A 14,018-nucleotide genomic window follows, 5' to 3' on the forward strand; every position below is an offset into this window, starting at 1 on the left:
CAATGCTCTCGCAGACGGGCGGGTGAGAAGCGACATGATGTCCGGGTCGCCGCTGTTCGCGGCGGAATGGAAACGGTTCAGCGTCGCTGTGCGCCTGTCGCCACGGCTGCCGACACGACGAGATCACCACGAAGTAGGGCATGGGACGGAGCCCGCCTTCACCACCGGCCCGGCCGGCCGCACACCCTTCTGTACGGCGCGTCAGGTACGTACGTGCTCCACTCCGCTCTCGTCAGGTCGACGTTGCCGACGCGGGCGCAGATTTCGGCTACCGCGCGGCTCGGGTCGACCGTGTAGCGGCGGAGGGGGACGCGGCTGCCGGCGACGAGGAGGGTGGTGTTGTCGGGGCTGAAGGCGAGGGAGCGGATCGGCTCGCCGGGGGTGGGGAGGGGTGCGCCGAGTGGCTGTTGGCTGGCGGTGTCCCAGAGCTGGAGCGTGCCGACCTCGCCGCCTACAGCGAGGGTATGACCGTCGGGGCTGAGGGCGAGGGCAGCGACCGCCTCGGGGGTGTCGCCGAGCGGCCGGGGGAAGACGTTAGGCAGGATTCCGGCGCGGCGGTGCAGTCGGCCGTCCCACAGGGCGGCGCGGCCTGTGCGGTCGCCCGCCGCGAGGCTGTGGCCGTCCGGGCTGAACGCCAGCGCGGTGATGTGCTCGCCCTGGACGAGGTCCAGCGCGACGCTCCGGCCGAAGTCGTCTCGGGCGACACGATTGTCACCGACGACCAGCTTCTCGCGGGGGCTGAGCGCCAGCCGGGCGCCGGCCAGGTCGGGACCGTCGATCCGGCGGCGGGTCGTGGTGTCCCACCGTTCGTTGCCCGGTTCGCCGGTGGCCGGGGTCCGGGTGATGAACAGGGTACGGCCGTCGGAGGTCACCGCCAGCGCGGTCACCGCCGTCGCCGATACGGTTCCCGCCAGGTCCAGCGTGCTCTGCTCGCGGTCACGGGTCAGGTCCCAGACGGTGAACCGCTGGGGTGCGGAACGCCCGCCCGACGCGGTGACGCCGTAGACGAACCTGCTGCCGTCGGGGCTGAACGCCATCTGCGGGACGGCCCCGTCTCCGGGTACGGCCGGACCGCCGTCCCTGGAGACGGGCAGGGGCCGGGACGGGGAGGGAAGCGTACGGATGAGGCGGCCGTCCTCGGTGCCGAGCAGTTGGAAGCGGAAGCCGGCCCCGACCCGTTCCGCCGTCACGAACACCCGGCCGTTCGGGCTGATCAGTGTGCCGTCCATCGGGCTCGCTCGCCACGCGGCGGTGACCGTCGTCGTCAGGTCGAGAGTGTGGACCGTGCTGCCTTCGAGGTAGCGGAGGACGCGTGGGCCGGGGTCCCAGGCCAGGCCGCCGTGCAGGTGCTGGTTGTTGACGGAGTGGCGCAGGGCGGGTGCGGCGGGGTCCGACAACCGCCATACCCGGATCTCGTCGGAGGATCCGGCCGTCGCCAGGAAGGTGCCGTTGCGGTCGAACGACGCGTGCCGCACGCCGGGGTCACGGATCTCGGCGACGAGGTCCCCGGAGCGCACGTCCCACACCCAGACCTCGTCCTCGGACACGGCTGCGAAACGGCCACCTCCCCCGAACAGCACGGCCGATTCCTCACCGCACACCTCTGGGGCCCGCTCCCACGACCCGTGCACGACAACTGCATGCCGCCGCCCGTCGAGCTCCCACACCTGCGGCGTCTTCCCGGCGGGACACACCGCCACCAGCCGGTCATCAGCACTCGGCACCACGTTCACCGGCCCGGCCTTCGGCGTCTCGAACAGCACCCTGCCGTCGGCGATGGACCGCAGCCACACATGGTCACCATCGGCCTCACCCACCACGTAACTGCGCCCGCTCGCGCCAAACGCGAACCCCTCCTGCCCCGGCGGCGACGCCTCGCCCCCCGCCCAGTGGCCCGTGTGTGTGTCCCACAGGCGTACGGAGCCTTCTTTCCCGGCGATGGCCAGGAGACGGGCGTCCGGGGCGGCGGCCAGGACCTCGCCGTCGGGGAGGCGGCCGGAGGCGATGGTACGGCGGGTGCCGAGGTTCCAGGTCTGCCAGGTGTGGTCGTCGACGCTGAGCAGGGTGCGGCCCGAGTCGGCGAGGAAGCGTTGGGAACGGCGGCCCGAGGCGGCGTCGCTGAAGGCGTCCTGTTCGGGTTGGGCGAGGGAGCCGAGGAGGGCGCGGCGGGTCTCGGGCAGCGGAGCGATACGCCAGGCGGCGACGCTGAGGAGGAGAGCGGCGCGGGGGTCGGTGGTGCGCAGCCCGTCGGCGACGGCGGCGATCCGCCGAGCGGAGTACTCCGTGCGCTGCCGCTGGTTGTGGTCGTGCTGCCGCCAGGCGGCCAGGCCGGTGACCAGCGCCACCGCGAGGACGGCCGAGACGGCGCCGACGAGTTGGCGGGACCGCCGGGTGGAGCGGGCGGCGGCCCGCCTCTCTGCCTCGCGGGCTTCGCACGCGGCGGTGAGGAAGGACCGTTCCACCGCCCCCAGAGCGGGGTCGCTGTCGTGGCCGGGAAACATCTCCTCGGCACGCGCCAGGCGGGTGCCCCTGTAGAGGGTGCCGGGGTCACGGTCGTGCTCCAGCCAGGCGCGGACGGCTTCGGTGAGCTGCCGATGATGACGCAGTCGTTCGCGGTCCCGCTCGACCCAGCCGTGCAGCCGGGGCCAGCAGGTGATCAACGCCTCGTGGGCGAACCGGACGACCTCGTCGTCGACGGTCAGCAGGCGGGCCCGGGCCAGCCGCTCCACCACGACCGGTGTCTCGGAGTGCCTGCACTCCCGGAGTTCAGCCGCGGTGAACGGGCGCCCCGTGTCGACGGTGCCCCTCCCCGGCTCGACCAGCCGCAGCAGCACCAGCCGGGCGACGACGGCCTGGGACGCGGACAACTGCCCGTACACCTCCTCGGCGGTCGTCGCGATCGCGCCATTCAGTCCGCCCGCCGCCTCGTACGCGGCCGTCGTCAGCATGCGGCCCTTACGCCGCCGCCAGGTCTCCAGCAGGGCGTGCGAGAGCATCGGCAGCGCGCCGGGACGGTCGAGCACCTCTTCGACGATCCTCGTAACCAGCGACCGCTCCACCAGGACACCGGCCGCCAGCGCGGGTTTCACCACCGCGTCCCGCAGTTCGTCCGCGGTCATCGGGCCGACCGCCAGCCCGGCGCGGCGCAGCGCGTCCGCCAGCTCCGGGTGGTCGGCACAGCGCGGGCAGAAGTCGGCGCGCACGGCGATGACCACCCGTAGCCGGAACGCGGGGTCGCGGGCGGTCAGCAGCAGCTCGATGAAGCGGGCGCGCTCTGCCTCGTCCTGGCACAGGGTGAAGACCTCCTCGAACTGGTCCACCACCACCCAGCGCTCCGGCTCGCCCTCCGCCGGTGTCAGCAGATGCCCGTAGGTCTCGGCCGGCCGGGCTCCGGGCGTGAAGACGCGCACGGCACCCACGCTTCCGGCCATCTCCTTCCTGACACGCGGGAGGAAGCCGGCCCGCAGCAGCGAGGACTTGCCACTGCCGGAGGCGCCCTGAACCGCCGCGAACCGGTGTACGGACACGAGCCGGCAGAGCTCTGCCAGGATCCGGTCGCGGCCGAAGAACAGCTCGTGGTCGTCCGATTCGAACCGGGCGAGGCCTCGGTACGGCGCCGCCCCGTCCCCCTCGTCCTGAGCGAGAGCGGCCGCGACCGCCGCCTCGGCCTCCTTCCAGCGCGTCTCCCACTCGCCCGTGTCGCCACCGCAGGCACGCGCATACCCCTGGACGACGGCCCGCGACGGCAGCCGCTCCCCGGCCGCCGCCTGCGACAGCGTCGTCGCGGAGAAGCCCGCCTCCTCGGCCATCGCACGGTACGACGGACTGCCGGCCACCCTGCGCAACTCCCGCAACTCATGGGCAAGTTGCTGCACAGGGCCGGCAGCAGGGTCAACGGGTCTTTCGGGACGCCCCATAGGTCCACCCATTCACACGGAGATCAGACGCAACGATCTTCATGACGCACCCATCACCATAGGTTGCACCTTCAACTATCGAAAGCCCTGGGTGAAAGCAGGTGCCGTTCAACTCACCACTTGCCAGCGTCTGTTGAGCCACGGCGGATCACCGGCGCACCCCGCGTAGCGAGTGGAGAAACCGCTGATACCCCACGCAGTCATGAGCCGCGGCAAGAACCGCGGCACGTCCCTTCTCGGCCGCCTCGGCCGGGCCGTCATCGTCGCGGGAGCACCGCCGCGCTGCTCATCGGTATGACGAGCAGTGCCCACGCCGGCGTAGTGACTCCCTGCCCGAGAGCACCACCACGTTCCAGAAGACCTTCCAACCGGTCTTCGACTACGACGGGGGCGGCTGTCTCCCGGTCGCCGCCATCGACATCAACGGCAACCTCAACGGCGGTCTCGACGGCAGCGGATCCGTCACCGGCCAGTGCCGCTCGGGCCACCTCGGCAACGTCGCACCGCCATGACTGGGAGTTGGCGGTGATCTGGGTGCAGCAGGGCTCGGGCACGCTGGCTGATGGTCGACGGACTGCGCCCCAGCTCGGCCGCGATCGACCGGACGGACTCTTCTCGCGCCGCAGGTCAGCGATGCGTATGCGCTGCTCCTCGGACAGAGAGCGCACAGAGACCGCAGGTCGGCGTCCGACTCGCTCGTCCCTGCGCGGATGCGCCCAGAAACCCGCGCCGAACGCCGACCAACGGCTGCACCGCTGCTCGCACTGCCTGCCGGCCCGGCTTCGTGGTTTTCACGCGCTCGCCGCGTCCGCTGATCCACTCTTGCCCCGTTCGACGGTTGATGTCGACGATGCGGCTGGCTCCTCTGATACTCACACCTTCGTGTATCAGTTCGAGAAACCTCTGCTTCACCTCAAGGGGCATCCACTTACCGTTCGGGCGCCCCCCGGCAGTGCCGCTTCTGTTTTCCATCGCCTACCCGGACGTCGGGTGTGGCGACGTTGATCAGAACCCAAGACCTGGGCGGTGGGGCGAAGGGTGCTCACACGTACCGTCGCTTCCGGGTCAGAGGATCATGTCCTCGCCAGTGGCTCGGACGGTGATGTCGGAGATGGACACGCCCCACGGCTGGTCGATCGCGTAGATCACGTTCTCGGCGAGTTCCTTCGGCGTGGGAACCCAGTAACGCGGGTCGTCGGAGTCGGCGTACTCGGGTGGCAAGGTGCCCGCGGTCGCCTGTGCTGTGCGGGCCTGGAACCGTGCCATGTTGTGGCCGATGATCCCGAGGATGGCCTCGGGGTTGATGACCGAGTTCACAAGACCTGTGCCGGGTATGCCGGTCGGCCGGACGATGGTGACCTTGATCTTTCCCTGGGACTCGACGCGCAGAGAATCGGAGAGCACGTTGATCGCCGCTTTGGTGGCGGAATAGACGCCGCTGCCCGCAGACCCCGCGTTGCCGTAGATGGAGGAGAGGTTGACGATGTGGCCCCGGCCCTGGCGCGTCATCTGGTCGTAGACCGAGCCGATGCCGTGGACGACGCCCTTGAAGTTGATGTCGATACAGGCGTCCCAGGCACGCCAGGCCTGCTCGTGATCTGCGAAGAAGGCGAGTGGCATGATCCCGGCGCAGTTGACCAGGACGTCGATGCTGCCGAACTGCTCGACGGCGAGCCGGGCGACGGCGTCTGTCTGCTCTTTGTCCGTCACGTCCGTGACCTGGTGGACGAAGGCGCCGCCGTCCTTCTCAATGGCGGTGGCGGTCTCCGCCAGCCCGTCGGCGTTGACGTCGGCGCCGACGACCTTCGCGCCGCGGGCCGCGGCGAGTTCGCTGATCAGGCGGCCGAAGCCGCTGCCGGCCCCGGTGACGAGGACCGTGCGGCCGGTCAGATGGCTGTTCATGGGTGTCTCCGATGAGTGTGCGCAGGTCGGTCTTGCGGAACCGCCGGAGGCGGGCCGCTGCGGGTGCGTGCGGTGCGTGTGTGGGGGCGGGTCAGACCGGTTGGACCGGTCAGATCACGTCGATTCGGTCCAGGACCTGGGACATGTATGCCTCGTCGCCGTCGAGCCGGACGGCGTCTCGCCACGGCGAGCGGGTGGTCGCCCAGGAGAGGAAGTCCGTGGTGGAGGAGGTCACGGTGTCTGCGGCTGTAGGGTCCGCCTGGAGGGGGGATCAGCGCCATCGGTGCGGGGGCGTCCGCTGAGGGGGCGAGCAGGAACCTGCGTCCTCCCGGGCCTTCGAGGCGGAACAGCACGGCGCGGGTCAGCACGGGTGCCAGGGCGGCTCCGCACATCTGTGGCAGGCCCGTGGTCATCCAGTCCAGGGCGGGCGCCGGCCGGGCCTTGTCCAGGGGAGGGCCGGGCTACGCGAGAGGCCCGGTCGGTGCCGCGGGATCGAGGCCGACGTGTACCAGGTGGTCGAAGGCGACGGCGTCGGCGAGGGCGCTCATCGGGTACGCGCCCAGCTCGGCCATGATCAGAGGGGTGTCCGCTGCCGGCGGCTCCTGGAGCGCGGCGAGGACGGGCAGCGCCGCCGACGCCTGCTTCTCGTAGTAGGCGAGCGTCTCCTCCGGGCTCCAGTGAAGGCGCTCCGAGACAGCCAGGTCGTTCAGGCTCTCGGCCTTGCCGGAGGGGTTGACCGGCAGGACCAGGGTCGGGTCGGCGATCGTCTGGACGAATAGCCCAGGTGAGTGACCACATCCTGAACGCTCCAGCCCTTGCGGGCACTGGGGCTCGCCCACTCCTGGGGTGTGAGTCGGCCCAGCAGGGCCAGGGCATGCTGAACGAGTACGCGGTCGGCTTCGACTCCTGCGTAAGACATGACGTTCTCCGGGTGTTCGGCGTAGGCAGGGGTGGGGTGCGGGGGCTCGATCTCCTCAGCTCCCGAGCCGCTCGCGGATCTCCGCTGCCGCGCCGCTGATCGCCTGATCGATGCCGAACTCCATTCCGGTGGCCAGCAGGACGGAGCCGACCATGTCGTCGGTGATGCCGCGAGGGCTCGTCTGGGCGGCCACCGGCCTGCGGTGGGTGAACTCGTCGAAGCCGGCCTTGCCGCCGTACGCGCCGCTGCCGGAGTTGCCGACCCCGCCGAAGGGAGCGTCGACCATGTGGTGCAGCAGGCCGTCGTTGCGGGTGACACCGCCGGAGGTGGTGCTGTTCAGGAAACGGTCGAAGCTGTCGCCGTCCTCGCCGTACCAGTACGCGGCCAGTGGCGCCGGGTGGTCGGCGATGTGGTCGAGGGGCTCGGCGACGTCGTCGTAGGGGTGGATCGACAGCACGGGCCCGAACACCTCCTCGCTCATGATCCGGGCCTCGGCCGGAACGTCGAGCAGCAGCGTCGGCGGGATCAGCAGGGCGTCGCGGGACGGTTCCTCGGCCACGGCCGTGATCTTCCGGGCGCCCTTCGCCTCCGCGTCCTGGATGAGGCCCAGGACCCGGTCGAAGTTGCGCTCGTTGGCCAGGGAGACGGCCGCCGGGTTGTCCAGGTAGGTCGGGAAGAAGCCGGCCAGCTCGGACTGGAGGGAGGCGGTGAACTCCTCGAGGTGCTGCCGGGGTACGAAGACGTAGTCCGGGCAGAGGCAGACCTGGCCGCCGTTGAGCATCCGGGTGCTCGCGACGCGGTGCGCGGCCATGTCCAGGTCGGCGTCGGGAGCGACGACGACGGGGTTCTTCCCGCCCAGCTCCAGGGTGACGGGCACGAGGTTCGCCCCGGCGGCCGCGGCCACCTGTCGGCCCACGGCTGGCGATCCGGTGAAGATGATCTTGTCGAGAGGCAGGTCGGAGAACTCCTGGGCGGTCCTGATGTCGCCGCACACGACGGCGACCTCATCCTCGCCGAGGTACTTGGCCACAGCCTGGGCGAAGACCTCGCCGGTGCGCACATGGACGTCCGTGAACTTCATGATCACGCGGTTTCCCGCGGCCAGGGCGTCCAGCGCCGGGCGGACCGCCAAGGCCACGGGGAAGTTCCAGGCGGTGACGACGCCGACGACACCCAGCGGCTTGTGCTGGATGAAGGCCGGGATGGGGCCGTCGACCGGGAGTGGCTTCATCCACTCTTCCAGCCCCTGGCGCAGCACCCGGGCCTCCTCGACGAGGCCGAGGATCTCACTCGCCTTGGTCAGAGTGCCGGGGCGGCGGCCGTAGTCCTCGGCGAGCGCCGCGGCGATGTCGTCGGCGGCGTCGAGCATGGCGAGGACCAGCCGGTCGATCCGGTGGCGCCTGACTTCGGCGGTCGGGTCGCCCTCGGCGCGGAAGGCCTCTCGCTGTACGGCGACGAGCCGGTCCAGTTCCTGGCGGCTGATGTGCTCGGGCGCGGGGGTGGTTGTCTCAGAACTCAGGGTGGACATGTGGAGGTACTCCTTGATGCGGCTCTGTGCGGCTCAATGGGGTCGGCGGCGCCGACGTGCTGCCGTCCGCGGGGCGTACGGCTTACTCGGGTCGGCGCGTCGTTTCACGCGGCGGTCGAAGCGCCCGTCACGTCACTGGCCAGCTGACCCATGGCGCGCTCGGCGAGGGTCTGCTCGTGCAGTCGGCGGGCGGATTCGAGCAGCCGGACGCTGTCGGGGCCCCACATACGGCGCAGGATGTAGCGCTCGTACGGGCCCTGCTGCATCAGCCAGGCGATCGGCAGGAAGAGCTTCGCCGCACGGACCGCGGCTTTGTCCTTGCGCGGGCTCAGTCCCATCGAGCGGCGGGTCTTGGCCGGCAGCGCGCCCATGACGGGCAGCTCGATCAGCGTGCTCTGCAGCAGGTAGGGGATCATCGCCCGCAGGTGTGAGATGTGGAAGTTCTTCAGCACCGTGTCCATCGACAGCTTGACCCAGTCCTGCCCTGTGTCCGGCATGGTGTTGACCGTCGTGCTGGGCTCGAAGAGGTCGGCGTACTTCTCGTAGAGGGCGCCGAGTTCCGCCATGTTCGCCGGGATCTCCTCCTCGTCGGCGCCCACGAGCCGCAGGTACGCCGCCGTCTCGGCGATGAACTGGTCGCGCTTCTCGGGAGAGAGGCGGTGCGGCAGCTTGCCGTCCCGGAAGGCGAACGCCTCGTAGACCCGCAGCATCGGGTGCATCTCTGTCAGAGCAGCCCACATGGCGTCGCGGGGCTCGCTCGCCGCATAGCCTCCGAGTTCGGGACGACCGGTGTCGATGACGTCGCCGGCCACCCTTTTGTGGATGTTGTGCAGGTGCCTGTACATGAGCTTGGCGGTCTTGCTGTCGCCGAGCCACATGGGGGCGTGCATGCCCGAGTTGCGCGACAGCCGGTCGTACACGTCCATCATGTCCAACGTGCCCTCGCGCGCCTTGCGGACCACCGGATCGCGGTCGCGAAGGCCCGCGTTGATCGGGTTGTAGCCCTTCGTCTGGACCGCACCCTGGGCGGCGTTGAGAAGGACGACCGTCGCCGGGTGCAGGAGGACCTCCCAGACGACGCTGCCGGGCCCGAAGAGACCGTAGTCGGGCGTGCCGTCCTCGTTCAGCGAACCGCCGGCCGGCGTCGGCTCACCGAAGCGCCGCCAGCGCCGCTCGGTGCCCAGGAGGTCCTCCCGTGTGATCTTCCTTTTGGCCGGCTTGCCGCTCTGACCTTGGACGACCGTGCTCATGCTCGAACTCCTTCGTTCGGTTCCCAGCCCTTAATTCCCGGCCGGGAATTACCGCTGTTCTGCAAGCTAAGCTCGGATGCGCGCCTCGTCAACCCCTCGGACGCTCAGGAGACAAAAGTCGTGAATACCGCAGAACGGAATCCTTCCGATGGCAGGAGGGCGCGCGGGAGCAGGGCGGGACTCAACCTGGCGCGCATCATCGAAGCGGCCCGGTCCATCGACGCTGACGCACTGACCATGCAGGCTGTCGCCGACAAGCTCGGCGTCGACCGGAAGGCCGTGAACCATCACGTCAGCGACCGGGAGTCCCTGCTGAGGCTGGTGGCCCTGGATGCGTTCTCGCAGGGCTCATCGGCCGTCGACATCCCGGTGGACGCCTCATGGCAGGAGGCGTGCCGCATCTACGCGGTCGCGTTTGCCGACAGCGTGATCGCCGCCGACGCCCTCGCCGAACACCTCATGCCGGACGGCTCGCTCTACACGCAGTTCGCCGAGCCGGCCGAGGCCATCGCCAGGAAGCTCACAGAAGCGGGCCTCGACGACGAGACCACGGTGCGCTCCCTCGCCCTGCTGACCAACATCTGCTGGGCCTACGCCCGCGACGCCCTGTTCGTCTCACGCGGCGGCGAACGCATCCGGCCGCGCCTGACGCGCGAAGCGGTCGAGGGACGCGGCCAGCAGATGTTCGAAAACCTTGCCCGGATCGTCGAGCGCGGAGTCGATACCTACGACAGGCGGCAACTCGACTGGAGCATCGAGGTCTTCCTGTACGGCACCGAGGCTCTCCTCATGCACGCCCGTGCCGCTGCCGAACCAGCGGACGGTTGAGGAGCCCGGCAGAACGTCGTGAACTGACGAGCCTCGTCGGGTAGTTGATGTCCGCGTCCTTCGAGGACGCGGACGCTGCGCATCTGCGCCCATCAGTCGTTGACCCAGCGGGATTAGCCTCGCGCTTTCACGTGGCGGGGCGTCCGGTAGGTGATCAGAAACGCGGAGAGTGCTCCTGACCTGCAACGATGGGACTTGTCTAGGGTCCAGGTCGTCGCGTGAAAGAAGCACTCTCCAGATGAAGAAGCGTATCGGGTCCTACCCGCGTGTCCGTACCGAAGGTGGGGGTCGCGGGGTGGTCTCCCAGGCCGGCGGTGTGTTGCTGGTGGAGACGATCCGCAAGACCGGCCTGGACAGGGCGGTATCGGCGGCGTTGGCGCCGTGGCGCAAGCCGCGGGCGGTGCATGATCCGGGCAAGGTCCTGCTGGATGTGGCGCTCGCGGTCGCGCTGGGCGGGGACTGCCTGGCGGATGTGGGCATGCTTCGGGCCGAGCCTGCGGTGTTCGGGCCGGTGGCCTCCGATCCGACGGTCTCCCGGTTGATCGACACCCTCGCGTCGGGCGGGAATCGGGCCCTGACGGCGATCCGTACTGCCCGGGCCGAAGTACGTGAACGGGTCTGGACGTTGGCCGGTCAGGCAGCTCCGGATGCCGACGGTCAAGTGACCGTGGACCTGGACGGGGTGCTGGTCATCGCACACTCCGAGAAGCAGGATGCAGCCGCGACCTGGAAGAAGACCTTCGGGCACCACCCGCTGTTGGGGTTCGTCGACCACGGCCAGGGCGGGTCCGGCGAACCCGTGGCCGGTCTGCTGCGGCCGGGCAACGCGGGGAGCGATACCGCTGCAGATCACATCGAAGCGGCCGGACTCGCCCTGAGGCAGTTGCCGAAGAAGTACCGCCGTGGACGGCGGACGCTCATCCGCACCGACTCGGGCGGAGGCACCCACGAGTTCGTCAACTGGCTGTCCGCGCGGGGCCGGTGGCTGTCCTACTCGGTCGGCATGACGATCACCGACGCCATCCATCAGACCGTCTTGAAGGTTCCCGCATCGGCCTGGACGGTGGCCGTCGAACACGGCGGCCAGATCCGCGACGGCGCCTGGGTGGCCGAACTCGACGGAGACTGCCTGAAGGGCTGGCCCGAAGGGATGCGGCTGATCGTCCGCAGGGAACGCCCGCACCCCGGCGCCCAGCTGCGCTTCACCGATGCCGACGGCATGCGCTTGACCTGCTTCGCCACCAACACCAAGAACGTCCCGATCGCCGCGCTGGAACTGCGTCACCGCCAGCGCGCCCGTGCCGAAGACCGCATCCGGGCCGCCCGCGCCACCGGCCTGCGTAATCTCCCGCTTCACGACATGGCGCAGAACCGGATCTGGCTGGAGATCGTCCAGATCGCCCTGGACCTGCTCGCCTGGATGCCGATGCTCGCCCTGACCGGCAAGCCCCGGCTCTGGGAGCCTCGCCGCCTACGGTTGCGGCTGTTCTCCACCGCTGCCCACTTGGTCACCACCGGCCGCCGGCGCATCCTCCGCCTCGCCCACCACTGGCCGTGGAACGGTGTGATCACCGAGGCCCTGACCCGGCTCGAAGCGCTGCCGAAACCCGGCTGACCAGCGCGTTCCCTTCCCTGCGAGCAGCACCACCCCTCCGGAGCCGTGGAACCCGGCGCCCACCCGACGCGACAGCCGGGCCCTCGCACTGCCCACCATCAGCCCAACAAGCCGAAACGGCCCGCCAGTTGAACTGACGAGCCGTCATGAAATGCCGAGGTTAGTGAGTGTTTGGTTCTTGCTTGTCCGTTTCATTTGGTTTGACTGTCGCGCCAGTTCGGGGTGGCTTCATGAGTGAGGCGGCGGGTCATGAGGTTGATGGCGGCGAGCTGAATCATGGCGGCTGATCGGTGCGGGTGGGTTTCGTAGTCGCGGGCCAGGCGGCGGTGGTGCATGAGCCAGCCAGGTGCGTTCGATGACCCAGCGGCGGGGCTGGACGCGAAAGCCGCGGAGGGCGGGATCACGCTGGACGATTTCCAGGTCGATGCCGATCTCGGCGGCGTTCGATGGCTTTGGTCATGTAGCCGTTGTCGGCCCAGGAGCAGGAGGCCGAGCGTGTCGGTGACGATGTGCCGCTTGCGTCCGATGATTTTCTTTGCTAACGGATTAGGGAACCAACGAGGCTCCTGCGCTGATGAGTTGAGACGCCGAACACCTCTCTCAACGGCCCAGGAGCCTCGGGCGTTGCGGACGTCGGCCCGTCAGCCGATCAGTGGCCCGTCTGAAAAGGCTCAGTTACTTCAAATGAACTGATGGGGGGCGCATGAGGATCTGAAGCACTCCCCTGCCGGAACGCCCGATCGCCCGTCCTGACCGTGTTGGACGGGCCGTAGGCGGCGCCGATCGCGTCCGTCTACAACTTGCCCGTTCGGAAATCCGCGCTGCTCTTGAGGACCGCGGAGTCCATGCTCCAGTTCTCCGGCTGGACCCTCTCCCAGAGACTTCCCTTGCCGAGTTCCCTGCCCGACTGGTCTTCGCGGCGGAACCACTCCTCAGCGCTTCGGACCCTGTTGGGGTGGATTTCGTCTAGCAGGGCGTAGTCCCTGGTGATGATTCCGTGCTTCCACACATTCCAGAAGCCCGTGAAATTGTCGCGGAAGCTCATCGTGCTCTTGTCGTTAGGGTCGGCATTGTATCCGGCAGGATGATCAGCAACATTCTTCAGGTCCGGACTGTTCCAATATGTTTCCAGATCGGTGTCGATGTACTGCGCCGGATGCCCGGTGACCTTCTCGAACGCCGCCGCCATATCGGCATAGGTCATGTGCTCGATGGCGACTTCGAGGTCCATGCCATTGGCCCGCTCCGGGTGGTCGAAGAGCCAGCGGACATAGAATCCGCAGTCTTCGAGAGCCACGTGCGGAACGGCTCCCTCGCCCAGCGGGACTCGCCACGTGACGACACCGTCCTCGATGCTGGGCGTCATGGGCGTGAGCGGCGAGATCACCATCTCGATGTAGGGACCTGACGTGAAGACCGCCGCTCCCATCCGGTCTCTGTTCTTTTCGTTCTGGAACAGTACCCATTCGGCCATGCGGCCTTTGCCGTCATAGTGGCCTGTGCGGAACCTGGAGTCGTAGCCTGACTTCTTGAGGGCGTAGTCGAGGTTTCCGTAGACGAAGAACTTGATTCCTTCTTCGATCGCTATCTCATAACTGCGGAAGGCCCAGTAGGTCTCGGTTTTCTCACCGGTGTTGAACCCGTCGATATTGACGAACGCCCCGTCGCAGCTGCGAAACCCTTCGCGCAGCACGTCCTCGTCGGCGAATGACCCTTCGAGGATGGAGACGTTGCCGAGCGCGAGGAGTTCCTGGGCCCGCGGGGAGGTGGCATCCCGGGTGAGGACCCGGACGGAGTACTTCTTGTCTGCGACAAGAGCGCGGACGATGGGCATCCCTTGGGCCCCTGTACCGCCGATAACGAAGATGGTGGAGGTGGCATGAGAAGACATGGTTTTTGACTCCAGAGGTGCGCAGGAGATCAGCACGCGCCGGGTGCGGCGCGCTCGGGACTGATCCCTGCATGAGCTTGGCGATCAACGACTCCGACCGACTGGCGCTGCGCCGATGCCCGTGGGTCACAAGCGCTTCGGAAACCGATCGGTTTCACGCCAACCGTA

The 14,018-nt window shown here is 68.7% G+C and carries 10 protein-coding genes and 2 pseudogenes; 3 read left to right on the forward strand and 9 right to left on the reverse strand.

Features of this window, described 5'->3' with window-relative positions:
- Window positions 1-158: 158 nt before the first annotated feature.
- Complete coding sequence (locus tag OG272_RS21070; protein ID WP_405894434.1) at window positions 159-3,809, reverse strand: WD40 repeat domain-containing protein; 3,651 nt, start codon at window positions 3,807-3,809, stop codon at window positions 159-161.
- Between the two features lie 437 nt (window positions 3,810-4,246).
- Between OG272_RS21070 and OG272_RS21075 the strand changes: the two genes are divergently transcribed.
- Window positions 4,247-4,429 (forward strand): NPP1 family protein, encoded by a 183-nt coding sequence (locus tag OG272_RS21075; protein WP_405896048.1) that lies wholly within the window; start codon window positions 4,247-4,249, stop codon window positions 4,427-4,429.
- Here OG272_RS21075 and OG272_RS21080 read toward each other — a convergent pair.
- The 6 genes and pseudogenes from OG272_RS21080 to OG272_RS21105 all read right to left on the reverse strand — a co-directional run.
- Window positions 4,380-4,535 (reverse strand): annotated as a pseudogene (locus tag OG272_RS21080) (helix-turn-helix domain-containing protein); the annotation flags it as partial. The gene OG272_RS21075 and the pseudogene OG272_RS21080 sit on opposite strands and share 50 nt — an antisense overlap.
- A 447-nt stretch (window positions 4,536-4,982) precedes the next feature.
- Window positions 4,983-5,819 (reverse strand): SDR family oxidoreductase, encoded by an 837-nt coding sequence (locus OG272_RS21085; RefSeq protein WP_405894435.1) that lies wholly within the window; start codon window positions 5,817-5,819, stop codon window positions 4,983-4,985.
- 109 nt (window positions 5,820-5,928) lie between these two features.
- Complete coding sequence (locus OG272_RS21090) at window positions 5,929-6,054, reverse strand: hypothetical protein (RefSeq protein WP_405894437.1); 126 nt, start codon at window positions 6,052-6,054, stop codon at window positions 5,929-5,931.
- Window positions 6,055-6,525: 471 nt separating this feature from the next.
- Window positions 6,526-6,738: a maleylpyruvate isomerase N-terminal domain-containing protein gene (locus tag OG272_RS21095; RefSeq protein WP_405894438.1), complete on the reverse strand. Its 213-nt coding sequence runs from the start codon at window positions 6,736-6,738 to the stop codon at window positions 6,526-6,528.
- A 55-nt stretch (window positions 6,739-6,793) separates the two neighbouring features.
- A complete protein-coding gene (locus OG272_RS21100; RefSeq protein WP_405894440.1) occupies window positions 6,794-8,266 on the reverse strand; it encodes an aldehyde dehydrogenase family protein in 1,473 nt (490 codons plus the stop codon).
- 104 nt (window positions 8,267-8,370) lie between these two features.
- Window positions 8,371-9,516 (reverse strand): oxygenase MpaB family protein, encoded by a 1,146-nt coding sequence (locus tag OG272_RS21105; RefSeq protein ID WP_405894441.1) that lies wholly within the window; start codon window positions 9,514-9,516, stop codon window positions 8,371-8,373.
- Here OG272_RS21105 and OG272_RS21110 point away from each other — a divergent pair.
- Window positions 9,499-10,344, forward strand: coding sequence for a TetR/AcrR family transcriptional regulator (locus tag OG272_RS21110; protein ID WP_405894443.1), 846 nt, complete (start codon window positions 9,499-9,501; stop codon window positions 10,342-10,344). The genes OG272_RS21105 and OG272_RS21110 overlap by 18 nt on opposite strands.
- Window positions 10,345-10,582: 238 nt before the next feature.
- Window positions 10,583-11,959, forward strand: a complete 1,377-nt coding sequence (locus tag OG272_RS21115; RefSeq protein ID WP_405894445.1) for an IS1380 family transposase — start codon at window positions 10,583-10,585, stop codon at window positions 11,957-11,959.
- Window positions 11,960-12,150: 191 nt separating this feature from the next.
- On the opposite strand, the pseudogene OG272_RS21120 reads toward OG272_RS21115, so the two are convergent.
- A pseudogene (locus OG272_RS21120) lies at window positions 12,151-12,498 on the reverse strand (IS5/IS1182 family transposase); the annotation flags it as partial.
- Window positions 12,499-12,752: 254 nt separating this feature from the next.
- The gene (locus tag OG272_RS21125; RefSeq protein WP_405894446.1) at window positions 12,753-13,850 is read right to left on the reverse strand and encodes an NmrA family NAD(P)-binding protein; all 1,098 of its coding nucleotides are present in this window, start codon (window positions 13,848-13,850) and stop codon (window positions 12,753-12,755) included.
- Window positions 13,851-14,018: the final 168 nt, after the last annotated feature.

Origin of the sequence: Streptomyces sp. NBC_00104 (assembly GCF_045160825.1) — a bacterium.
Taxonomy (GTDB): domain Bacteria; phylum Actinomycetota; class Actinomycetes; order Streptomycetales; family Streptomycetaceae; genus Streptomyces.

Bases quoted from the DNA above. Each gene is read 5' to 3' on its own strand.
- OG272_RS21070 (WP_405894434.1), bottom strand. From the start codon at position 3,809: ATGGCCGAGGAGGCGGGCTTCTCCGCGACGACGCTGTCGCAGGCGGCG.
- OG272_RS21085 (WP_405894435.1), bottom strand. From the start codon at position 5,819: ATGAACAGCCATCTGACCGGCCGCACGGTCCTCGTCACCGGGGCCGGC.
- OG272_RS21095 (WP_405894438.1), bottom strand. From the start codon at position 6,738: ATGTCTTACGCAGGAGTCGAAGCCGACCGCGTACTCGTTCAGCATGCC.
- OG272_RS21100 (WP_405894440.1), bottom strand. From the start codon at position 8,266: ATGTCCACCCTGAGTTCTGAGACAACCACCCCCGCGCCCGAGCACATC.
- OG272_RS21105 (WP_405894441.1), bottom strand. From the start codon at position 9,516: ATGAGCACGGTCGTCCAAGGTCAGAGCGGCAAGCCGGCCAAAAGGAAG.
- OG272_RS21115 (WP_405894445.1), top strand. From the start codon at position 10,583: ATGAAGAAGCGTATCGGGTCCTACCCGCGTGTCCGTACCGAAGGTGGG.
- OG272_RS21125 (WP_405894446.1), bottom strand. From the start codon at position 13,850: ATGTCTTCTCATGCCACCTCCACCATCTTCGTTATCGGCGGTACAGGG.